The following is a 22,908-nucleotide window of genomic DNA, read 5'->3' on the forward strand; positions in this document are numbered from 1 at the left end:
AGATCATTTCCTTGTAATGCGAATTCGAACACTGTTAAAAGACGAAGCTGCGAGGATGACGAACAAACCAAGTAATTTAGTTTTATGTCGAATCGCCGTACCGATATTGTTAACACCGAGGGCAAACACAAAAGTAATCGCCCCGAAGATAAATAACATCGCCACACACTCGTCCCGATGTTTGAGTTCCCCCCAACCGCGGTAGACACGCCAAGCCAAGAACCAATAAAGGACAGAAGAGATCAAACCTGTTATTTGAAGAGGGCTCCGGATATCCCAGGGGAATGGAGAGAAGTGGAAATAAATAATTCGGGCGGGTATCAACCAGGGCTGTGTATAGGGATTGCCTTGCGCGACGAAGCTTGGGTATGCAGAGCCACCAGACGCCTCGCCAGTAAACTTATCCTCAATGGTCTCAGCGATGCCACCTTCGGAATCGCCTCCGATCTCGACGCCTTTACCCAACGAGATTCCACCACTGAGGGTGACCATCCCTACCGAAAACAATAACATGCCCACAGCCAGTATTAGCTTACTAGCGTGAAGTTTCGTCACAAAGCGTTGTCGATCTTTAACCAGACTACGATAAAGGAAGTAAACAAGATAAGCCGCTACACCCACAAAAGCAGCCACCCATCCTGGGTGGAAGAGGACCGCCACTCCAAACAACAAACCTCCCCATAGAAGTCCAAGTGCAGATTTTCCTGCTACCCAGCGAATATAAAAATACAGGCCCATTAAGAAAAACATAATGGCGATTTCTTCGCGCATAGCCAGTATGGAATTAAATGCAGCAAAGGGATAAAGCGCCATGATCATTGCGGCCCAAATGGCAACACGCTTTCCCCAGAGCTGATAGCAAATAACTGAGGTTACGACGACCACGACGTGACCGAAAAAAAAGTTAGTCGCAATCAGAAAAAAAGAAGATTCACCAACAACTTTTTGAGCAATACCACCGAGCCATGCATAAAAGCCTGAGGAAAATAATGGCATATTTCGAAAAGCTTCTGCCCATTCCATACTGGCGTATATGTCAGCGTATCTGATGAATCGAGCACCATCCGCTGTCGCCCCAGGCGGTCGAAAAATACGCGTATAATCGAGTATGAATAAAAAAATGCGAAAAGAATATGCAAAAACTAAGGGCCAAAGTAACCAACGGTGGCGTAGTGCCATACACAGGCAATAGACCGCGGTAAGCACAAACAGAATTAGAATAAAAGAGACTTCAGGCATGAGAAGGCAGCCGACGCTTCAAGCGGTTGTAGAGTTCAAGGTGGCGATCAACGGCGTTATCAACTTTATAATGTTGAGAATTTTCCAAGGCATTTGAGTGAAAACGCAGGCGCAATGGTTCATCTTCGATGAGCTGTTTTAATTTTGCAGTGTAATCTTCGAGCCCCACGTTGGCGATAAGGCCATTTCCAACACGCTCGACAATTTCGGAACATCCGCCCACATCGGTTACGAGTACAGGTAGCCCTGTCAATGATGCTTCGATCTGAACGATCGGCAGCCCCTCCCAGGCAGAAGACATAATAAACAGATCCGAGTCATGAAGAAGCTGTTTAACATTATTACTATTACCGATAAAATTAACTTTATTGTCTATTCCAAGCTCGTTAACTAACTGCTTTAATTTTTCAGCCTGTGACCCTTCTCCCGCAACCGTTAGGGTAAAATCCAGATGGGTTAATCTGGCAATCGCTTGAAAGAGTAATTGATGGTTTTTCTGAACGGACAAGGTACCCACTGAAACGACGTTAAGAGGGCTAGTGGGTGTGTAAACTTTCTTAGCAATGATTCTGCCACTATCGACACCATTATCAATATGTACAACCTCCCTAGATGTAACGCCTTTCAAAAGCTTTTCACAAGCACGACAAATGCCAATATACGCTGTGGTACGAAAATCAAGGAGCCGGTAAAAAAGAGGCTTTGCCTTTAACTTTATATTGTGATGGGTATATACGTGAGGAATACCGAACTGAAATAAAGAAAATACCGCGCCATAATACAGATGAGAATGAACAATATCGGGTTTAAAACGACGGCAAAAGCTTTTAAGAGCTAGGATACCTTTGAGTGGATTCTTCCTGCACGCATCACCGAGAAATCCATACTCAACACCGCTTTGCTCTAGCTCGGCTAGAAACGAGGCTTCAAACTCAGCATCGCGACCAGATTCAGAGGCACGGTCAAGCAAAACCACAAACAGAGAGTGGCCTTTTTCAGACATCGACTTGGATAAATCTTTTACATATATTTCCGCTCCACCAGCCGCCGCGGAAGAAATGACGTGCATAATTTTCATTAAAATAACCAGTAGAGAATTAAATTTAAGCAACAACAGATGAGTAGAGGTTTTCAAGCCTTTCAATTTCATTCTTGGTAGAAAAACCTCTTTCATCAATAATTCTAAATGCCATTTCCCGTAATTCAGCATCGCTATTATGAATCATTTTGGCTACGTTATTAATTTCGTCCACCCAGCCCTGGCGAGAATCGTCATTAATGGGCAGCCTGCATACTAAAGACTTATCAATAACTACTTCTTCAGTTATATAATTGGAAATGATACAGGGTAGACCACAACATTGAGCTTCTAATACAACGTTAGGGAAGCCTTCATAAAAGCTGGGTAGCAGTAAAATATCAAAAGCAGACATTAATTCCGGTATATTTGATTTTTTACCTAAAAACTCGACGCAATTTTCTAGTGAATATTTTTTGGCCAGCGCTTCGATGCCAGTTTTTAAATAACCATCGCCAACAAAAAAAACCTTAAATTTAAAATCACTTTTATTCATTTTAAACAACACGTCAAGAATAAATTGTTGATTCTTGGCAGGAGTAAAAGCAGCAATCGAACCCAAAGCGATTGTGTCACCATTAATTTTTAAAGATTTTCTAACTTCATTTCTAGCGTTTTTATCAAAATGAAATTTTTCGGTGTCAACACCATTATTTAAAATGGTAAATTTTTGATTATCACCAAACAACCATTTACCAGCGAGTTCACTTACGGCAACGCGGGTAACCGTATCATTTAGTGCTTCAATTCTCTTTTTGTTTAAAAAATGCAACGCATTAGTTATAAAGGAACCTCGAGTTCCCGCATTCCTGCTGTGTATTACCACTTTAACACCATGCTTTAAGGCTATTAAAACAGGCTCTATATAACTTAAAGTATTAACATGAAAGTGCAGCACATCAAAAATATTTTCATTAAAGAGTTTTTTTAAGTCTTTTTTATTCTGTGAAATACTTTTTCTTCTTGGACAAATTGTGTAAAAATGGCAACCTAAGTCGGCAAATTCATCATAGAAACAAGGCCCTGCATTGGAGCCCGTTGTATCAATAAAAGAAAACACAAACTTGGACCTGTCAATTCTCGAAGCCACTTTTAATAAATACGTTTCGATCCCCCCAGGATTCCCACTTAAACCGAAATGAATAATATTAATTTTATCTTCGCCTTCCATTTCATATCATCCCAGGATTAACATAATGAAAATATTGCGCTAATAATTCAGCCACAAATCTTTGTAATTCAAAAGAGTAAAATATATATATTTAAAACAAAAATATTTTACAAACTTACTACTACTAACTAATTTGATCAGATATTCAGGATTTATATTACATATACATTACTTTGTCAGTGTTGAATTTCAAACAATGGATAATTACACTAACTAGCATTGTATGTTATGCTTTTTTATGCCCTTGATCTTTAAAGTATGCCTCAATCCGACTAAAAGCACGGTCATTGCCACATACATGCACGCCTAAGTGACCTAGTTGACGATCCCACAGCTTACGTCTGAGCCTATGTATAAATGATGTTACACTAGGGATATTATGGTTATTAAGGCCATCGTTGTGCTCGATAAAATTAATTTCCTGAAGTGCACTTGGCAATACTTTAACTTTGACTTTGTTTTGTCTAACTAATTTAGAAAACCATAGATCATCTGCTGTCGGCGCTAATTTTAAGTAACCCTCATTATGGATATCTTCCTCACGGAACATATTGCGATTGAGCGCAACACCGCCACCGAATGTAACAACAAAATCATCATCAACCGTAGTCGGCTTAGTAATTATTTTCCAATAAAGGTAAGATTTATTAACTCCGTAAATATTAGTCTTTATTTTACGTACTCTTGCCGCAACTAATGTATTAGATGTTGCATCGTAAGCTTCAACTAAATTTTTCAACCAGTTCTCGCCGTAAAAAATATCATCATCTGCAGTAACGATAATGTCTTCTGGAGCTGCTTCCCTAAGCATTGGAATAAGCTTCCGATAAGGGCCGGTATTCTTTACCCAGCGAACACTAATTATTTCACTATTAATACCTGGGAGAGATTTAACTAACTGATTAACTAAGTCATCGTTAGCTATACCCTCATCCCTTAAGTAAGGTTCCTTTGATACCCATACAACTATACGGTCAGGAAGACGAGACTGCATTAACAGTGAAACTAGTGTGATTTTACATAACTTAAGCCGCTGATAAGTGGTCGTTAAATTGACTGTTAACAAGGTTCTTCTCCAAAAAATTCATTTTTTAATGCGTTTAAATTTAACGCCAAAAAAAGAAAGCGCGCTATTAGCAATAATTACTAAAGCCTGTTTAGCACCAATTTTTACAGAGCGATGGCGAGCCGTTAAGAGTGAAAGTGCTATTGGATAAACAGAGTAGATTAAGATTGAAGCCTCTTCGAGTTCATTTTTATAAGCCGAAATTTCTTTTATTTTATTAATCGAATAATCTCCCCATGATAACTGAGTGCGATACATATCGACAATATGCTCGAAAGGTTCTTTACCTAAGCAGCTATAAAATTTTACGGCAAGAGCAAATGCACGAAAAGTATTTACATAAGATTTAGCATTATCGACTGTCGAAGTAACACTCGACTTGTTGTAGACATACTCGTGGAGAATTTTATTACTTAGATAGACTGAGTTCGAATTATGAAAACAGCCAATATTTAAAAGAAGATCTTCGTTAATATTTTGACGCCAAGGAAAGTGCATATCCGTATAAGGAATAATTACCTCCCTAGCATAAAGTTTATTCCAAAGCATGCCAGTACCGAATTCAAACCGACAGAATTTCTCGAACACCTTTGCATCAATTTTCTTTGCATGCTTAAAAACGAGCTTTGGAGATATTTGTTTGCGTTCACTAGTCACTCTAAATGAACCACAAATAACGATGTCTACGTTTTGTTGTATTGCATCGTTAAGCATAGTTTTAAACATGTCGGGGCGTGCATAATCATCTGCATCAAGAAAACCAATCCAAGAGCCTGATGCCACCCCCAAACCAGCCAAACGAGCTTCATGAACTCCTTTGTTGTGGTCAAAGTGTATTGCAACTATTCTGTCATTCTCACTAGCCAGTTCATTAATGATAGCTGCAGAGCTATCTGTTGAAGCGTCATTAACCACTACTATTTGAAGATCATGCAAGGTTTGATTCAAAAGAGAGTCAATACTCTGCCTAAGACTCTCACCTGCGTTAAAAACAGGAACAATTATTGATACTTTTGGAGAATTAATCATTTAGCTTATCGTTAAATAGATTCTTTTGGATAAAAGCACGTCCAACTTCAGCTTGTTGTTCGCGGATTTTATTGACAGTCGCCCAATCAATTTTTTGCTTGATTAGTTCTTGAGTAACTTCGTTGCTATTTTCAACTAACCTATTTACAAGCCCAAAATGAGAAAGCAAGGATTCAAATCTGGCCATTCCTCTTCTAGAGTTTCCAATAGCAATAAATGGTCTGTTAAAAAAAATGGCAAAAACGGTGCCATGGAATGAATCAGTTACAACAAAACTTGAGTCTTTAATTGATTGCAGCCATTTCTCAACTTTGGGATAAACACATCTATTTATGTCCTTGCTACGGAATTGTGAAATTTTATTTTCAGGTTTAATTGAAACCACTTTCTTATTAACACTATTACTAACAATATTAGCTATTGATCGTTTATCTGCCCCTGAGTCAAGCACATAAGAGATAATACAATCTTTATTATGGTTAATCTCGCATGTATCTATTAACGCTTGGTAATCAGCTACTTCTAGTAACAACGTAGGGTCTACCACCCATTCTGCATTCGTATCTAATTTGCTTTTACAAAGTTCCATAGCTGACTGCTCACGTACAGAAACAGCGTCAAATTTTTTAATTAACGTTTTACAACGCTTCGTAACATCATCCTGATACTCCCACACATCAACGCCAAAAGAGGCAGCATAGGAAATACGTTTAGCCGGTGAAGACACATCATCAAGGAAATCAAGATAAAAATTCAAAATACTCGGCGAGTAACGAGGCCGCCAGACTTGATCACTGCCTACAATGAATGCATCTATATTTTGGTTACGCGCATAATCACGAATCTCTTCTTCACTGGTTACAGTTTTTGTCATGGTCAGTCTTTGATCACGAAACTCAGCCAGATTTTTCAGCACTAGAAGTTGTTTTTTAGTTGTCGGTATCGATTTAATACGACCAGCTAATAAACGCATTACATTAATAAGTTGCGTCTTGATAGGGGTAGAAGTGTTACCGGGGCTTCGCCTGTCAAGAGTTTCAACATCACAGCCAATACTTTTAAGATAACATTGCAAAGCATATGCTTGAAGGAGGCCTCCGTAATTGTGGCCGAGAGGTTGGGTAAGAATTGTTATTTTCATGTCAGTTTATTAGCTTTTATGTTATAAAATTTACGAATTAAAGTTTTATCTTTAGACTTAAACCGTGTTTTTAAAGCAACCCCTAATCTCTTATATTTTAAAATAACTGGCTTCATTTGACTCAAATAAAAATTTAGTTCTTTTTTATTTGTTGCTTGTGAAAAACTTTCATGAGATAAAGCTCTTAGTTTCATCCTCAACTTTTGTTTTTTTCTCTCATAATTGGGTTCAATACCCATTTTGATTGGTTCACGCTTACTTGGTACCCACTTTGTTGTGCGCTGCTCTAGATCCAATCTATGCACGATACCTACTTTGCGATGGCGTAAGCCAACATCTTGAGATTTTATTGCCTGTTCGATACTTACTCTATCGAGTAACAAACGCTCATTATTCAATGCATTTTCAACTAATGTATTGAGTGCGCTGTTACGAGTAATAACAATATTTGTTCCTTCGCTATCTTCAACGTGCTCAGAAAGCCATGTGTCGCCCAATACAACATTTGCGGTTTCTGCAAACACATCATCACAAAAATCACAAAACTTATACTTAAAAGCTCCGCCCCCCCAATCTGTTCTAATCAATTGATTAGTTTGCACAGTCTTCTCTTCTTTATTACCCTTCACAGAAGTGCTATAACGATTTACTGGCTGGTTTAAGTCTTTGACTCTAAAGTCAATAGATTGCAATTCTGAAAGATCGATATCGACTTGCCACGCGAGACGTTCAGCATAACGTGCACTTTTTTGGTGCCCACATACTAGTCCCACACAAAATTTAATGCACTCTTCAAGTACTGGCTCTTGTTTTTGTAGCAACCTTATACTTTTAATAAAGCATGGCAGACCAATTACTGCATAACGCCCGGGCGAATTACGAATTTTTCTTAAAACTTTCGACATCTCAATAGGATAATACCTAGATTTAGCGCCTAACTTTGTATCTTTAAGAGATTCGCTAACTTGGTAACTAAATGAAAGGCTGTTAAAGTCACCTATTTCTATTTCAGATTTAACATGAACAATATAATCTACAAGATCTTGTTCAAGTAATTCATTGAGCATCCAAGTGCACATGCCTCCCGAACTGCCAAGTTTACGGAAACTACCTTCAGATACATGCCCAGCGAACACGCCGTTATAATAACCAACTTCAATATTGTTATTGCAAACTGATTCAAACCGCTCTTTTGCAAGCTCGGTTTCATTTGGAGAGCCATCACCAAATGGGCACAGTTTTTCATAGTTTACTTCAGCTTCCAATGACCCTGTAGGCTTGCTCAAGCGAGCTTTATACTGCCCATATTCATCCATGTTAATTTTAAACGGGCTTTGCTCTAAGACGGCACAACCAATACAAAAACCATTGATTATAACATTTTCGTTTAGTGCCTGATAACTATCGCTTATACTCAATTGCTTCCCCGCAACTTTATCTTTAATAACTTCAATAATTTAATTGTACCTAAGATTTCAACACGCGTTATTTTAATAGATAAACCTAATGCAATAAAAGTGGTAGCAGCTATAGGAAGCGTGTAAAGCAAGCCAATTATCGGATTTTCAAAAGTATAAAAATGACGAAATATAGATAGCAAAAGAACAGTAGCTGCCGCACACACAATCGCTGGGATTAGCGCTTTTGTAAAATCGACAAAACTTACAGGCAAGAACCTGCTAGCATAATAAAGAAACAATGGTAAACGAATAAAAACACCCGAAAGTGCATAAGCTGCCACAACACCAAAAGTTCCCCAGAAAGAGCCGATTGCTACAGATACTATCAATATACCGAATGTGATTAATTTCCAATTGAGTAGTGCTTTAGAATTACCAACAGCTACCAGTGAAACAGCTAGAAATCCGGCAATTGGTTCTACAAATGAAAATATAGCAAGCATTCTGAAGATTGGGACGACCCCATTCCAACCCGAACCCAAGAAAAGCTCAACGATCCAGTCGGCTAAAGTTGCCATAGTAATCGTCAAAAACATTGTGAAGAATACAATCTTTCCCATTAATGAAATGATTGTAGTTCTTAGGCGTTCAGGGTTTTGAGCGACTCTTGCAAGAGTAGGCTGCATCACATTCATTAATGGAGGCAGCAGCTGTTTTGACGGTATAGAGGTCAACGTATTAGCGCGATTGTAAAGTCCCATTGATTGGGCACCACCGATATAAGCTACAGCAAAAGGTGTAATATTATTTGCAAAATAACCTACAAAATTCGCCCCCAAAAGATTTACACCAAAATTTAATAAAGGCCTAACACCAGTTCCTCTTCGCATTAAAGAAGGTAGCCAAGCAGTACTGAACCATCGCAAGATAGTTTTCGATAAAAAAGTGGTCACTGTGCTAATAACCAAGGCCCAGTATCCAAACCCAATAAAGGCGGCTACTATTCCAGCAACTATGCCTAAGGCCATTGAAGTTATGTCAATAATCGATATAGCTCTGAAACGCATCTGCCTTCTTAAGATGGCATCATGTTGGACTGAGAACCCACCGATTAAAAAAGTTAGGCTCATCGCTGCCATTATTAATGTTAAGCGTGGTTCTTCATAAAGGTTTGCCACCAGGGGCGCAGCAAGCACCCCCAAAATAAACATACCAGCTCCTAGACCCGCGTTTATCCAAAATAAGTTTGATACCTGTCCGTGAGTTATCTGATCTCTTTGAATCGTTGCCATTGACAGGCCACCCTCCATGAACTGAAGAGCGAGACCTGTAAACACAGTCACCATAGCAATAAGGCCAAAATCAGCAGGTTCGAGCAAACGAGCTAATATAACAATTGAACCTAATTGCAATATTAACTTAATAGCTTGCGCAGCTAATGTAATTCCTGCACTTTTAACTGCTCGCTCTTTTAATCCAGATTTTAAATGATCTGCAGAGAAAAACTTGTCTTTTGGGCTTAACATTATTTGCCTTGGTTTTTTAAAAGAAGGTCAAGCTGATTTTATTGGCATAAAAACAGCATCAGTTAAAAGGCTCATTTTTTCGATCAACAACAAATTATGTTTTTACTAAAGCAGCATTTGAATAGTTAATGTTGGTAATAAAAAAGATGGTTGACAAAACGATTAAACCAACAATTACGGCAAAGAGCGCAAAACTCCTAAAATACAATAGTTAAAAAAATATAAATATTAACAGGGGCAAGTTAAAAAACCTGCGAGATAGCCTTATTTTTAGAGGCTTCACTTGCCATCATTATTACACTGCTTAGCAAGCGATTAAAGGGGATCCGCTTGTCGATCCCCTTTAAAACTACTGCTTAAATGTGTTATGACGCTTAAACAACGCGCCTACCCACCGAATAATAGGTGAAGCCTTTTCGCTCCATCCGTTCCGGTTCGTAAAGATTACGACCATCAAAAACAACAGGGTGCGTTAGCTGCTGTTTGATGAGATCAAAATCCGGTGCACGGAAGCTCTGCCATTCGGTAACAATAATAAGCGCATCGGCTTCTTTAAGCGTGGACTCTTTTGTACCACACAAAGCCAAATCATCACGCGTACCGTAAATGCGTTGGGTCTCTTCCATGGCCTCAGGATCGTAGGCCTTGACGCTTGCTCCCGCGGCCCATAGGGCTTCCATCAGAACACGACTGGGTGCTTCACGCATGTCGTCAGTATTGGGTTTAAACGAAAGCCCCCACACAGCAAAGGTTTTGCCCGCTAAATCGTTGTCGTAGTGCTTGGCCACTTTCTCGAAAAGCGTCGTTTTCTGTGCGTAGTTACGTGCCTCAACGGCTTTAAGCACCTTGGCATCAAAACCAATGGCGTCTGAGGTACGAATCAGCGCCTGTACATCTTTAGGGAAGCAAGAGCCGCCATAACCTACTCCTGGGTAGATAAAGTGGTAACCAATACGCGGGTCGGAACCGATCCCTTGGCGCACCATTTCAATATCCGCGCCCAGACGCTCAGACAGATTGGCGATTTCGTTCATAAAACTAATCTTGGTCGCTAGCATGCAGTTTGCCGCGTACTTGGTAAGTTCGGCGCTTCGTACATCCATCACAATAACTTTGTCATGGTTACGGTTAAAGGGTGCATACAGTTCACGCATTAGCTCAACGGTAGCAGCCGATTCTGTACCAATAATAATACGATCTGGCTTTTGGCAATCCGCAACGGCGCTGCCTTCTTTCAGGAATTCAGGATTAGAAACCACATCAAACTTTAAATCGTTCCGCCCACGTTCGGCTAGCTTCTCGGCTACGCAAGCGCGGACCTTATCAGCCGTACCCACCGGCACTGTCGATTTGTTGATGATGATTTTATCGCTTTCCATGTGCTCAGCAATTGTCGAGGCAACGGCAAGTACATAGCGTAGGTCGGCAGAACCATCTTCGTCGGGTGGCGTGCCCACGGCGATAAAGTGCATATCGCCGTGCTTTATCGCTTCGGCAGCATCGGTGGTGAAATTCAGGCGCCCAGCCGCAAATTTCTCTTTCACCAGCGTGTCCAAACCTGGCTCAAATATCGGTATGTGTCCTTGCTTCAAGCGTTCAATCTTTTCAGCATTAACATCAACACAGACCACCTGGTGGCCTACATCTGCCAGGATGGCACCCTGTACCAACCCCACATAGCCCGTGCCAAATACAGTAACCTTCATTATCGCCCCTACGTTCAAATGCTAAACCGTGCGTCCAGCTCGTTTACTGGCAGTGTCTATCAACAGTACTGATCAATTTTAAATCTGATAGTAATCGCGATACCAAGCCACAAAGTTAGCGACACCCTCGTCAACTGGCGTGGCGGGTTGATAATCGACGGCCTTTTTCAGCTCACTACTATCAGCATAGGTATCGGGAACATCGCCTGGCTGTAATGGCAGTAAATCCTGTTTCGCTGTTTTATTTAGCGCTTTTTCAAGAGCTTCAATGTAAGCACTCAATTTTACGGGATTATTATTGCCAATGTTGAATAGGCGGTAGGGGGCATTACTGGTGGCTGGATCCGGGTCGTCACTGTTCCAATCTGCATTAGGCGTCGCGATTTGGTCGCTCGCTCGGATCACGCCTTCGACAATATCGGCCACATAGGTGAAATCGCGGGTATGGTTGCCGTGGTTAAATACGGTGATCGGTTCGTCAGCCAAAATACTTTTCGTAAACTTAAACAGCGCCATGTCTGGGCGGCCCCAAGGGCCATAAACAGTAAAGAAGCGAAGCCCCGTGGTGGGTAATCCGAACAGGTGACTATAGCTATGCGCCATCATTTCATTGGCTTTTTTCGTGGCCGCATAAAATTGAAGGGGGTGATTGGCACCATCGTGCTCTGAAAACGGCATACGCGTGTTCGCACCATAAACAGAACTTGTGCTGGCGTAGGTTAGGTGAGGCGTTTTGGCATAACGGCAAGCTTCCAGCACGTTGGTAAAAGCAATGATGTTACTTTCCACGTAACTATGTGGGTTTTCAATCGAGTAGCGCACACCCGCTTGCGCTGCTAAATGGATGACACGGTCAAATTGGTGCTGCTCGAAACACTCTGTCACTGCCGCTTGATCCGCTAAATTAGCACGAATAAAATGAAACGGCGTTCCTGTTTTTTTCGAGAGATCATGTAGCTGCTCAAGACGGCGCTCTTTGATTTGAACATCGTAGTAATCATTCACGCTATCGAAACCAACGACCTCATCGCCCCTTTCTAGTAGACGAGTAGCCGTGTGAAAGCCAATAAAGCCTGCCGCGCCGGTTAGAAGAATCTTCATGCTTACTCCCTTTAAATGCCTGTCTGTGACCTACTGGTATTTGTAGGTACCGTATCCGTAATAACCTGACGCGCCCCTGGAAGAAATTTTCACGCCGTTCAATATCGCCCCCTGAATCTCCAGGCCGCTTCCTTCTAACCGCTTCTTAGCCAGCTTAATTTCACGGACGGAGTTCTTGTCGAACCGTGTCACTAATAGCGTGGTGCCACAGTGCTTACCTGCCACACACGCGTCTGTCACAGCTAGCACAGGCGGCGTATCGACAATAACCATGTCATACATTTCGCTCAGATCTTCTAAGGCTTGCTCAAAGCCAGGCCGCATCAGTAGTTCAGAAGGATTGTTCGCAGGAACACCGCGAGTAATCACATCGTAGTGGGGGATACCCGTGGGCTTGATAATATCTTCTAGAGAAAGCTCTTCACTCAGAAACTCTACCAACCCGCCAGAGCTGGGCTTGCCGAAAGCATGATGCAAATTACCTTTGCGAAGATCCGCATCAATAATCAGTACTTTTTTACCCGCCATGGCGGAGATAGCGCCTAGATTAATACTGACGAAGCTTTTACCTACTCCAGGGCTTGGCCCAGTGAGCATAATGCGGTTATTACGCCCATCCATCATGGTGAAGTGAAGACTAGTACGCAGACCCCTTAGTGATTCAAGGGATAGATCCATAGGATCGCGTTGAGCCAGCACACCCCCTACGACGTTTTTCGATGTTTTTTGACCACGACGCTTTAAAGCTCGATTGAGTTTCCGCTGAGCTGATGATTGGGGAACAGAGGCATAGACGGTTAAGCCCGCACTTTCGACTTGTTCGGGTGATTCAATACCCCGTTTCATGAGCTCTTTAAGTACGACATAACCGATCACCAGCAGCATGCCTAACACTGTATAGAGAAGGAAAATACGCGCTACGTTAGGAGCAACTTGGCCATTAAGAACGGCGCTATCAATAATGCGGATATTACCGATAGTGCCGGCACGGGCGACTTCTAGCTCTTGCACTTTATTCAAGATATTAACGTATATCGCTTGAGTGACCTCTACCTCACGCGTGCGCCTTAGCACCTCTTGCTGCGCAGCGGGTAACTCATTGACCCTGGCATTCAGTTCTTCAAGATCTTGCTGGATCTGACGTCGCTGGCGAAGCAGCGCTTGGTAGTTAGGGTGACTGGGGGTGAATCGTTGCGCAAGCTCGGCTTCTTGAAATTCTAGCTCATCGAGCCGCGTATCTAATTCAATATAGCGCTGAATAGCCGCCTGGGCTTCACTGCTGAGATCAACACTGTCCAAGTTGGAGCGATAGTCGTTCAGGTTTTGCTCGGCTAGATTAAGCTGCTCGCGTAACTCTGGCGCTTGCTCTTTTAGAAACTCTAAACTTTGCTGCGCCTGTTCAGATTGACGCTCGATATTCTGGGTTAAGAACGTTTGTGCGACGGCATCTAAACTGCGGGTAATTTCGCTCGGATTTTCTCCGTACATCATTAAGCGAATCATCCCTGTGGTGGTTCCTGCCCCGCCGACCTCTGACACTTGTAACCGGCTAGATATGCCGCGTATAGCTGAAGTCTTCTGCTGCCGTGTTAGTACATATTGTGCGCCTTCAGCAGCATTAAAGCTTTCTATGGTTAGCTCAAGCTCACCGTCATAAAATAATTCAGGACGTCCTATTGTGCCTGTTACCTCACGGTTATCGCCTTGCATAACAAAATAGGTATCGTCAGGCCCACGTTCAACGATAAAGCTTTGCCCTCGACGATTATCATCGGTATTGAAGCGCGCTACGTTAATACTCTCATTGCCCCAGACATGCGGGTAGCCCGCCATAAAGTCAGGCCGAGGAATACCTCTGCGCAATACAAAACCGCCGATCATGGGTAATTCAACAGGGGAAATAATGAAATCACTTCCTACGCGTTCAACTACCTGACCAAGCACCATACGTGACTGAAGAATCTGCAGCTCCGCTGATGTGTTGAACTCACCTAAACCTGAGCCTGTAACGTTGTCCACATTACCGAAAGGACTCACTGTGTTGCGCCTTTCGACTTGTACTAGCGCATCGGCGCGGTAAATAGGCGTGGACAACAGACCTTGCACAATACCTATAAAAGCAAATAATAATGTAATGCCAATGATTAGCCATTTTTTACGGAAAAGGGCTCCAAACAAGCGGCTTAAGTCTATTGTATCTTCCGGGGGGCTTTTCTGTGATGAGTCTGACATTGGTTCTATCGCTACGCTCTCAGTCATACGCTTTGGTGGCGTACGAAAATGGATGATTAAAAAGTCTTAAATTACCTACCACACGCTTTTACCGCCGGTGTTTTTAAGCTTTTCCCGCCAAGCGAAACTTGCCGTTTTGATCGTATCGTAGACAAGCTGACAAACCTCATCACTACGCTGGTAGGGATCAGGTATATCTCTTTCGTTCATAGGTTTATCGGTTCGCCACATGCCAAACAGAAGCGTTTTGCTCAACATGTCCGGCCATGTACGCGCGATTAACTGCCTTTGTTTAGCACTCATCACTAACACGAGGTCTGCGTTAGCCAGTAGATTGCGATCTACTGGCTGCGCCTGGTGTTGACTGATGTCGTACCCATCTGCTTGTGCAAGCGCCACTATACGTGGATCTGCGCCGCCTTGGCCTGCCGCCAACCCTGCCGACATCACTTCGATGTCGACAAGACCCTGTTGCAACATTGCCGCAGCAACAGGGCTCCTACAGATATTTCCAGTGCATACGACGAGAATACGCTTAGTCATATCAAAGAAGATCGTTTAGACCATCATTGCCGCCGCTTATATCACCCGGCAGGGTTAAGGTAGGTAGAAGAAGACTGATCACACGGTTCCAGCGTGCTATCGGCGCAGTGGTGACATACACCACATCCTTAGGTTCGAGCTGGAAATTACTCGCCATGACAAAAGCAATGGCATTGCTCACATCCAACTGATAAACCGTCGCGATTTTTTCTGCGCCAGGTTCATTACGGCGCAGTACGAAGATGCCCGACGGCTCAGCCGTTTGCTCATTGATACCGCCCGCTCGTGATAGCGCATCAGTAAGCGACAGGCGCTCACGGTTCATCGGTAAGTTCCCGGGCGTGCGGACCTGCCCTAACATAGCGACGCCCTGATTATCGGCAAACGGTATATGCAGTAAGTCGCCATCTCTCAGCAACCGATTCTGGCGTTGATCACCTTCACTTAAAAGAGAAAAAAGCGACAGCTCTTCTTCGGTGCCATTGCGGAATAACAACATCTCATGCCAAAAAGCGTTTTGTGTGGGGCCACCCACTTCATTAATGGCGTCTAATATAGTCAACGGTACGTTAGTGACAGATACAGACCCGGGTGTTTCAACTGCACCAGTGACATGAAACCGTTTGGAATTATACGCCGCAATAAAGACATCTATTTGAGGCTCTGTCAGGAAATTCGCTAGTTGCCGGGTTAGTAGAACGCGTATCTCTTCCGTGGTTTTTCCTTCCACCTGGACACGCCCAACAAAGGGATAAAAGATAGTGCCGTCTGCTCGCACAATATTGCCCGCTTCAACCGCACTGCGCTCACCGCCGGTCGGAATAGTTAACTCAGGGTGGTCATACACAACGATGCTGAGTACATCACCCACGCCTACGGTGTACTCATATTGTGTTATTTCCTGACGCAGCTCCTCCGTCACCGGGTGGACTTTTCTTTCCTGCTCTTCTTGCGACCAAATTAACTCTGGGGTGATCGGCATAATATCGACCAGTCGTGTTAAATCGGGCGGCTCGGGTGCATCATAATCAATATCCCCACCTGGCGATAAAGCACACCCTGTTATTAGCAAAGCTATTGAGGCCACAATCAGCATGCGGAAAAAATTAATGTGTTTTCTCATGAGGACGTCTACCTGAGCGTGGGTGGAGCAAAATAGGTAATGTCTTACCTTGCGTGACAGGCATCACCTGTCGGTTGTTATCTTACCTTCGATTTCTTACTGTCGATTTCACACATACTTTCGCACCTACCTTCACATATACCTTCGCACATACTAAGTAGATACAATGTAACGTACTTAAAAATTAGACACGCTACCGCCCCGAGGTTTTTTGACGCATCCTCGAGGCCTGATAATCTCGTGCTTTATATTTTACGAATCAGCCGAATAAAAATTAAAACTATTTAGCAAAATTAACATTTAAAAGCAGCAAAACCTTCTTTATACGCTTTACTGGCATTAATACTGGCGACTGCTAGCAATTTTTCTATTAAAACACTTTCTTACTTTTTATGGCTTTCTGACATCGGTTGCACCCATGACTAGCCTCGCACTTGAAATTGAAGCTACCCCTTCCATCGACATTTGCTCTGCCATTGGAATGCTTGAATGATGATGAGCGTAGTTGTGATCGGAAGCGGCGGAAACAGCTGAAGTAGTGCTGGAGGCTTTCTTCTCCACAGGCTGATTCGAGTTGGAGAGCCAGAAGTGATCGACAATATCTGATAACGGCTGGTAGGCAGTCGGCGCAGCGATAAGCAGTTCGCGTATAGTGGCAGCATCTTGGTTCTTACAAGCTGCTTCAAGCCGGGCTAAAACGGGCTCAAGCTCTACCCATGGCAAAAAATCTTCGGAGGCCGTCATTATTCGAGGATGACGCGTCTTTTTCGCACTGTCCGTTGCTAGCAGTTCCTCATACAGCTTTTCGCCTGGACGCAAGCCTGTAAAACGAATAGCTATTTCCGCTTTTTTATCATCCTGGGTGTCTTTTTCTTGGATGCCTGTGGCGGCTTTTGCATCAGAAGGTACAGAAATAAACCGATAACTTAACCCCGACAACTTCACCATTCGGGTAGCAAGCTCAACGATCTTGACTGGCTTACCCATATCCAAGACAAATACATCCCCGCCTGTCGCCATACCACTTGCTTGAATGACAAGCTGAGCAGCTTCAGGAATCGTCATAAAGTAACGCGTAATGTCGGGGTGAGTAACGGTGATAGGCCCCCCCTTCTCGATCTGTCTGCGAAATAGCGGAACAACAGAGCCCGATGAACCTAGCACGTTGCCAAAACGCACCATTGAAAAGCGCGTATCCGTTTGTTCGTCAGCGTAAGCCTGACAAACCAGTTCAGCCATTCGCTTGCTGGCGCCCATCACATTCGTTGGGCGTACGGCTTTATCTGTTGAAACTAAAACAAACGACTCGACGCCCTCTTTGATAGCCGCCTTGGCAACTTCCATTGTCCCAAAAACGTTATTTAAAACACCTTCGGAGGGGTTAAATTCGACGAGGGGCACATGCTTATAAGCGGCCGCATGATAGATCGTATCGACTTCAAAAGTTCGTATTAGGCGTGAAATGACATCACCATTTCGAACGGAGGCTAGCGCTGGCTTGACGTCTACACTCAGGTTGCCGCTCTCTATTAAGTGAGCAAGATCCTGGTCAATTTTATATAAGGAATATTCAGACGAATCGACGATTATTAGCCGCTCTGGAAGCAGTCTTACGATTTGACGACATAGCTCGCTACCAATAGACCCCCCAGCGCCCGTCACCATGACAGATTTATGCGTAATATTCGCACCCATTAATGTTGGGTCGGGCGGCACGGGGTCTCTGCCTAACAAGTCTTCCACGCGGACATCACGAAGCTCATTGAATTTTGCCTTACCTGACACGATATCTGCCATGTCCGGTATGGTTTGTACCGGTATCGACAATGGCTCGATAGACTCAATGATTTCTTGACGCCTTGCCCGTGTCGCATCAGGGATAGCCAATAAAAATTTCTCTACCCCAAAATTTTCAATTAACTGCGGCGTAGATTCCGGGCTATAAACCCTCAAACCTTGAACATGGGTACCTTGTAATAGCGGTGCATAATCAACGAAGCCAACGGGCTCATAATCGCGCCCATGCCGAAGCGAGACTACCAGTTGACGTCCCGCCGCACCTGCGCCATATATAAGCACACGGGTTTTCTGAAGCTGTTGTCCACGCTGATACATTAATCGCAATGCTAACCGTATGCCGCCAATGGTTATAAATGCCAACATCGTATAAATGAAAGGTACAGAGCGAGGAACAGGTAAATTAAGCAATGTGCTGACAATATATAATGTTAGCGCTGACGCGAGGACGCCTGCCGAAAGCGCCTGCAATGCTTTAACATTCATAAAACGCACAATTGAATGGTAGAAACCTAGTCTTATAAAAATAAAGAGACTAACGGGCACCATGACAGGCAATGCCAGCCAAACCGATTCATTAGCCAAAAAATCTAAGGAATCCAATCGCAGAAGCATTGCCAACAGAAAGCTGGCAACGATTAGAAAGGAGTCAGCAACAAGCTGGATCAGTTGCTTACGGCGCCTTGTGAGGCCAAATAACGTTTTGATGACAAACATCATAGTGATTTCCCTATATTGAACTCACTTGCAACCTGCCAGCACGTCATTAACTTTGGTCATACTCCAAACCCTGGCTTGCTTCTTCCCTTTACGGTGCTGAACTTGGCTAATTCTGGGAGCGTTTGCACAGGCACCTTGAGTATCAAAAGTCTAATTCATACTCATCAAAGATACAATGCGTAACATTTGTCTATCTGTACTCACCCAACCTTAAAAGCGCTTAATTTTCATATAAAATAAATAAAAACAAAAAGTTAAAAACTTTTCTGTATATTGAAAATCAGCCTATCAATTCACTTCGAGGGTAATCAAACCATCCCACTCATACTTTTTAACTGTTTTTTTATGCAGCTTAGTCACGTTCTGAAACAAAACAGCTTTTGGGTAGCCTGAGCTAGGCGGATGTGCACGCCACTTTGGAAAAGCCATCCTGCTGACTAATCCAAACGGCCAAGCCGCTTTCAACTTTTAAATAAAGCTTTTGCTAAAAAATATGCCGTATTTGTGACATTAAAGGAGTCATTTCGCCAATGCTTAGGTGCCGATACCATCGACAAACCCATCCAGCGCTTCAAACAACACTTCCCGGATGGGGTCGGCTTCATTGACTAAATGATGGCGCGCTTCTGGGTGGCGGTGGATTTCAGCGTTGGGGAACTTTTCCGCTAGGATCGCTAAGTTCCACTCCCAATCCACCGTCAAATCCTGCTCGCCTTGCAGAATCAAGGTGGGCAGTTGGCTTGGTGGCTGCGCCAGCAGGCGGGGCATCCAGCGGCGCATTGCAGAAATCCAGGCGACGCTCAAACGCTCAGGCTGGAGCGGGTCGCGCTCGCGCAGGAATTCTGTGAACTGCTCGTCGGTAGAGTTGGGCCGATATTTGCGCGGCAACTCTTTGACAAAGGGGCTGGCGATCAAGTGCAGCCAACTGGCTTGACTCCAGCGCCAGGGGCGTACCAAAGGCGCCAGCAGCACCAACCCTGCCCAACCGGCCTCTTCACGGCGGGTGAGTGCATCGGTGGCCAGTATTGCCGCCCCTGTGCTTTGCCCTACGCCTAACCAAGGCGCAGGCGCCATGCCTTGGCTCTTCAGAATGGTCTGTAAATGGGCCAGACAGTGCTGGTAATCATCGAAGTCCTCAATTTGTGCCCGCGCGCCGCTGGAAAGGCCGTGGCCTGGCAGATCCCACAGCACCACACGCCAGCCTTTGGTCAGTAAGCGTTTGAGCAAGTGGCGATAAAGCCCCATATGGTCAAAATAGCCATGCACCACGAAGGCCGTGCCTACCGGCTGAGGGGGACTCCATACTTGGCACCACAGCGCAAAGCGCCCAGTATCAATAAAACCTGCATGTACTTCACTGGTATCAAGTAGCAGTGCTTCCAATCCGTAATGCTGAAAGTAGTCCTGCATGGCGACGGTCAATACTTCCCCGGGCAGCAGGCGGCTAAGGGCAGCCTCGCCCGAGGCATGGCGAAACAAGCCTTCCAGATGTTGGAAATCACGCATTGTTGTTTCTCCATAACGCCATGTTCCGTTGGCCTAGACACGCCAGAGGGGTCGCGTCCTCAAAAACAGCATTCCTAATCATTTGGTCGAGCATTTTACCGCTTTAGGGTCTACGCTGTTTACATACTTGAGTAGATGTGGAATTATTTTCCATAAATACATTTTACCCTGCCCTCGGCAAACCCTGTTCTAAGAAACTATGTTTTAAGAAACTATGTTCTAAGAAACATTTTCTAAGTAACAGAGTGCCTAGGGGCACCCCCACAGGAGATACCCCATGAGCGAGCGTATCACGCGCCACCGTTTACAGGTGGCAGCCGATTTAGATCGTTTTATAAATGAGCAAGCGCTACCGGGAACGGGCGTCGATGAAAATGCTTTTTGGGCCGGCGTGGATGCTCTCTTTCACGATTTGACTCCTAAAAACCGTCAACTGCTGGAAGAGCGCGATACATTGCAGGAGAAGCTTGACGCATGGCACCGGGAAAACCCCGGCCCGGTTACCGACATGCCTGCCTATCGTCGCTTCCTGACCGAGACAGGCTACCTAGCAAAAGCGCCAGCCGATGTTAAAGCGACGACCGCTAACGTAGATCGCGAAGTGGCCGTCCAAGCGGGCCCGCAGTTGGTCGTGCCAGTGAGCAATGCGCGCTATGCACTGAACGCTGCCAATGCTCGTTGGGGCAGCCTCTACGATGCCCTTTACGGTACCGATGCGATTTCAGAAGAGGATGGCGCGGAGAAAGGCGCCAGCTTCAACCCGAAACGCGGCGCCAAGGTAATCGCTTACGCTCGCGGGGTGCTTGACCGCGCTGCGCCGCTGGCGACAGGTTCACACCGTGACGCAGTAAAATATGCTATTCGCGATGAGCACTTGGTCGTCACCCTGGAAGGCGGCCGTGAGACCGGCCTTAAGGATTCAGGAAAGCTGATTGGCTTTAACGGTGAAGCAGTCAAGCCCGACGCCATTTTGCTCGGCAACAACGGTCTGCACCTTGAAATCCAGATCGACCCCAGCGATTCGATCGGTAAAACCGACCCGGCTGGTGTGAAAGACGTGGTGGTAGAAGCCGCGCTAACCGCCATTATGGATTGTGAAGACTCCGTTGCCGCGGTGGATTCAGAAGATAAGGTCGGTGTTTACAGCAACTGGCTCGGCCTGATGAAGGGCGACCTGGAAGAGAAGATCGAGAAAGGCGACAAGACGTTTACCCGCAAGCTGAACGCTGATCGTACTTGGCAAACCAGCGATGGTGGCAGCGTGACGCTACCTGGACGTTCGCTGATGTTCGTGCGTAACGTGGGTCACCTGATGACCACGCCAGCGATTCTGGATGAAAACGGCAACGAGCTGCCGGAAGGCATTCTGGATGCGGTGATTACCTCGCTACTCGCGCTGCATGATCTGAAAAAAGATGACAGCCAGCCGCGTAACTCACGTACCGGTTCAGTTTATATCGTCAAGCCGAAAATGCACGGACCCAAAGAAGTCGCCTTCGCCAATGAACTGTTTGGCCGCGTTGAAGACCTTCTGGGCATGGGCCGCGACACCCTGAAAATGGGCATCATGGATGAGGAGCGCCGCACCACCGTTAACCTCAAAGCGTGTATTGCCGAAGCGGCATCCCGCGTTGCGTTTATCAACACCGGTTTCCTGGACCGCACTGGCGACGAAATGCATACCGTCATGGAAGCAGGCCCCATGGTGCGCAAGGGCGACATGAAGGGCGCCGCGTGGATCCAGGCGTATGAGAAGAGCAATGTGCAAGTGGGCCTTGCTTGCGGCCTACGCGGGCGTGCGCAAATCGGCAAAGGCATGTGGGCCATGCCTGATTTAATGCATAACATGCTAGAGCAAAAAATCGGTCATCCGAAAGCCGGTGCCAACACGGCGTGGGTGCCCTCGCCGACGGCGGCCGCGCTCCATGCACTGCACTATCACCAAGTCAACGTCACCGACGTTCAGCGTGAACTGGAAGCGCAGGGTGAGCCCGATTACTTGGATGATCTGCTCACCGTGCCGGTGGCGGAAAACGCCAACTGGTCCGATGAAGAGAAGCAGCAGGAGCTGGATAACAACTGCCAGGGGATTCTGGGCTACGTTGTGCGTTGGGTAGAGCACGGCGTAGGTTGCTCTAAAGTGCCAGACATCCACAACGTTGGCCTGATGGAAGACCGTGCGACGCTGCGTATCTCCAGCCAGCACATTGCTAACTGGCTACACCACGGCATTGTCGACGCAGCGCGGGTGGAAGAGACCCTCAAGCGGATGGCCAAAGTGGTCGATGAGCAGAACGCAGGCGACCCGACCTATACCGCCATGAGTGCCGACTTTGAAGGCTCGACCGCTTTTAAAGCCGCCTCTGACCTGGTGTTCAAAGGCCGTGTACAGCCTTCTGGCTACACCGAGCCGCTACTGCACGAGTGGCGTCAGGTGCATAAGGCCCAGGTGCATAAGGCGTAGTAAGCTAACCTGCTGACAGGCCCCACTAGCCCCAAGGCTCGCGCCTTGGGGCTTTTTTATTTATGC

Annotated in this window: 16 protein-coding genes; 1 reads left to right on the forward strand and 15 read right to left on the reverse strand. The window is 45.0% G+C overall.

What is annotated here, in order from left to right; all coding sequences use genetic code 11:
* Nucleotides 1-3 precede the first annotated feature (3 nt).
* From ACUN8H_RS10650 to ACUN8H_RS10720, 15 genes are all read right to left on the reverse strand, one after another.
* Nucleotides 4-1,239, reverse strand: coding sequence for an ArnT family glycosyltransferase (locus ACUN8H_RS10650; protein ID WP_445532103.1), 1,236 nt, complete (start codon nt 1,237-1,239; stop codon nt 4-6).
* Nucleotides 1,232-2,413, reverse strand: coding sequence for a glycosyltransferase (locus ACUN8H_RS10655; RefSeq protein ID WP_445532104.1), 1,182 nt, complete (start codon nt 2,411-2,413; stop codon nt 1,232-1,234). The genes ACUN8H_RS10650 and ACUN8H_RS10655 overlap by 8 nt, the downstream gene beginning before the upstream one ends.
* Nucleotides 2,343-3,488, reverse strand: a complete 1,146-nt coding sequence (locus tag ACUN8H_RS10660) for a glycosyltransferase (protein ID WP_445532105.1) — start codon at nt 3,486-3,488, stop codon at nt 2,343-2,345. The genes ACUN8H_RS10655 and ACUN8H_RS10660 overlap by 71 nt, the downstream gene beginning before the upstream one ends.
* A 226-nt stretch (nt 3,489-3,714) precedes the next feature.
* On the reverse strand, nt 3,715-4,554 hold the full coding sequence (locus tag ACUN8H_RS10665; RefSeq protein WP_445532106.1) for a glycosyltransferase: 840 nt from the start codon (nt 4,552-4,554) through the stop codon (nt 3,715-3,717).
* An 18-nt stretch (nt 4,555-4,572) separates the two neighbouring features.
* Complete coding sequence (locus ACUN8H_RS10670) at nt 4,573-5,583, reverse strand: glycosyltransferase family 2 protein (protein WP_445532107.1); 1,011 nt, start codon at nt 5,581-5,583, stop codon at nt 4,573-4,575.
* The gene (locus ACUN8H_RS10675) at nt 5,576-6,724 is read right to left on the reverse strand and encodes a polysaccharide pyruvyl transferase family protein (protein WP_445532108.1); all 1,149 of its coding nucleotides are present in this window, start codon (nt 6,722-6,724) and stop codon (nt 5,576-5,578) included. The genes ACUN8H_RS10670 and ACUN8H_RS10675 overlap by 8 nt, the downstream gene beginning before the upstream one ends.
* Nucleotides 6,721-8,142, reverse strand: a complete 1,422-nt coding sequence (locus ACUN8H_RS10680; RefSeq protein WP_445532109.1) for a Coenzyme F420 hydrogenase/dehydrogenase, beta subunit C-terminal domain — start codon at nt 8,140-8,142, stop codon at nt 6,721-6,723. The genes ACUN8H_RS10675 and ACUN8H_RS10680 overlap by 4 nt, the downstream gene beginning before the upstream one ends.
* On the reverse strand, nt 8,139-9,650 hold the full coding sequence (locus tag ACUN8H_RS10685; RefSeq protein ID WP_445532110.1) for a lipopolysaccharide biosynthesis protein: 1,512 nt from the start codon (nt 9,648-9,650) through the stop codon (nt 8,139-8,141). The genes ACUN8H_RS10680 and ACUN8H_RS10685 overlap by 4 nt, the downstream gene beginning before the upstream one ends.
* A 374-nt stretch (nt 9,651-10,024) precedes the next feature.
* Nucleotides 10,025-11,356, reverse strand: coding sequence for a UDP-glucose dehydrogenase family protein (locus tag ACUN8H_RS10690; RefSeq protein ID WP_445532111.1), 1,332 nt, complete (start codon nt 11,354-11,356; stop codon nt 10,025-10,027).
* Between the two features lie 78 nt (nt 11,357-11,434).
* The gene (locus ACUN8H_RS10695) at nt 11,435-12,457 is read right to left on the reverse strand and encodes an NAD-dependent epimerase (protein ID WP_445532112.1); all 1,023 of its coding nucleotides are present in this window, start codon (nt 12,455-12,457) and stop codon (nt 11,435-11,437) included.
* A gap of 30 nt (nt 12,458-12,487) precedes the next feature.
* Nucleotides 12,488-14,716 (reverse strand): polysaccharide biosynthesis tyrosine autokinase, encoded by a 2,229-nt coding sequence (locus tag ACUN8H_RS10700; protein WP_445532113.1) that lies wholly within the window; start codon nt 14,714-14,716, stop codon nt 12,488-12,490.
* A 48-nt stretch (nt 14,717-14,764) separates the two neighbouring features.
* Nucleotides 14,765-15,232 carry an arsenate reductase/protein-tyrosine-phosphatase family protein gene (locus tag ACUN8H_RS10705; protein WP_445532114.1) on the reverse strand — a complete coding sequence of 156 codons (468 nt, stop codon included), beginning with the start codon at nt 15,230-15,232 and terminating at the stop codon, nt 14,765-14,767.
* Nucleotide 15,233: 1 nt separating this feature from the next.
* Nucleotides 15,234-16,355 (reverse strand): polysaccharide export protein, encoded by a 1,122-nt coding sequence (locus ACUN8H_RS10710; RefSeq protein ID WP_445532115.1) that lies wholly within the window; start codon nt 16,353-16,355, stop codon nt 15,234-15,236.
* 390 nt (nt 16,356-16,745) lie between these two features.
* Nucleotides 16,746-18,872: a polysaccharide biosynthesis protein gene (locus tag ACUN8H_RS10715; protein ID WP_445532116.1), complete on the reverse strand. Its 2,127-nt coding sequence runs from the start codon at nt 18,870-18,872 to the stop codon at nt 16,746-16,748.
* 534 nt (nt 18,873-19,406) lie between these two features.
* Entirely contained in the window at nt 19,407-20,378 is a 972-nt protein-coding gene (locus tag ACUN8H_RS10720) for an alpha/beta hydrolase (RefSeq protein ID WP_445532117.1), read from the reverse strand.
* A gap of 277 nt (nt 20,379-20,655) precedes the next feature.
* On the opposite strand from ACUN8H_RS10720, the gene ACUN8H_RS10725 reads away from it, so the two are divergent.
* Entirely contained in the window at nt 20,656-22,842 is a 2,187-nt protein-coding gene (locus tag ACUN8H_RS10725) for a malate synthase G (protein WP_445532118.1), read from the forward strand.
* Nucleotides 22,843-22,908 lie beyond the last annotated feature (66 nt).

It is taken from the genome of Vreelandella sp. V005 (assembly GCF_052645115.1).

Bases quoted from the DNA above. Each gene is read 5' to 3' on its own strand.
- ACUN8H_RS10650 (WP_445532103.1), bottom strand. From the start codon at position 1,239: ATGCCTGAAGTCTCTTTTATTCTAATTCTGTTTGTGCTTACCGCGGTC.
- ACUN8H_RS10655 (WP_445532104.1), bottom strand. From the start codon at position 2,413: ATGAAAGAGGTTTTTCTACCAAGAATGAAATTGAAAGGCTTGAAAACC.
- ACUN8H_RS10660 (WP_445532105.1), bottom strand. From the start codon at position 3,488: ATGGAAGGCGAAGATAAAATTAATATTATTCATTTCGGTTTAAGTGGG.
- ACUN8H_RS10670 (WP_445532107.1), bottom strand. From the start codon at position 5,583: ATGATTAATTCTCCAAAAGTATCAATAATTGTTCCTGTTTTTAACGCA.
- ACUN8H_RS10675 (WP_445532108.1), bottom strand. From the start codon at position 6,724: ATGAAAATAACAATTCTTACCCAACCTCTCGGCCACAATTACGGAGGC.
- ACUN8H_RS10685 (WP_445532110.1), bottom strand. From the start codon at position 9,650: ATGTTAAGCCCAAAAGACAAGTTTTTCTCTGCAGATCATTTAAAATCT.
- ACUN8H_RS10690 (WP_445532111.1), bottom strand. From the start codon at position 11,356: ATGAAGGTTACTGTATTTGGCACGGGCTATGTGGGGTTGGTACAGGGT.
- ACUN8H_RS10695 (WP_445532112.1), bottom strand. From the start codon at position 12,457: ATGAAGATTCTTCTAACCGGCGCGGCAGGCTTTATTGGCTTTCACACG.
- ACUN8H_RS10700 (WP_445532113.1), bottom strand. From the start codon at position 14,716: ATGACTGAGAGCGTAGCGATAGAACCAATGTCAGACTCATCACAGAAA.
- ACUN8H_RS10705 (WP_445532114.1), bottom strand. From the start codon at position 15,232: ATGACTAAGCGTATTCTCGTCGTATGCACTGGAAATATCTGTAGGAGC.
- ACUN8H_RS10710 (WP_445532115.1), bottom strand. From the start codon at position 16,355: ATGAGAAAACACATTAATTTTTTCCGCATGCTGATTGTGGCCTCAATA.
- ACUN8H_RS10715 (WP_445532116.1), bottom strand. From the start codon at position 18,872: ATGATGTTTGTCATCAAAACGTTATTTGGCCTCACAAGGCGCCGTAAG.
- ACUN8H_RS10720 (WP_445532117.1), bottom strand. From the start codon at position 20,378: ATGCGTGATTTCCAACATCTGGAAGGCTTGTTTCGCCATGCCTCGGGC.
- ACUN8H_RS10725 (WP_445532118.1), top strand. From the start codon at position 20,656: ATGAGCGAGCGTATCACGCGCCACCGTTTACAGGTGGCAGCCGATTTA.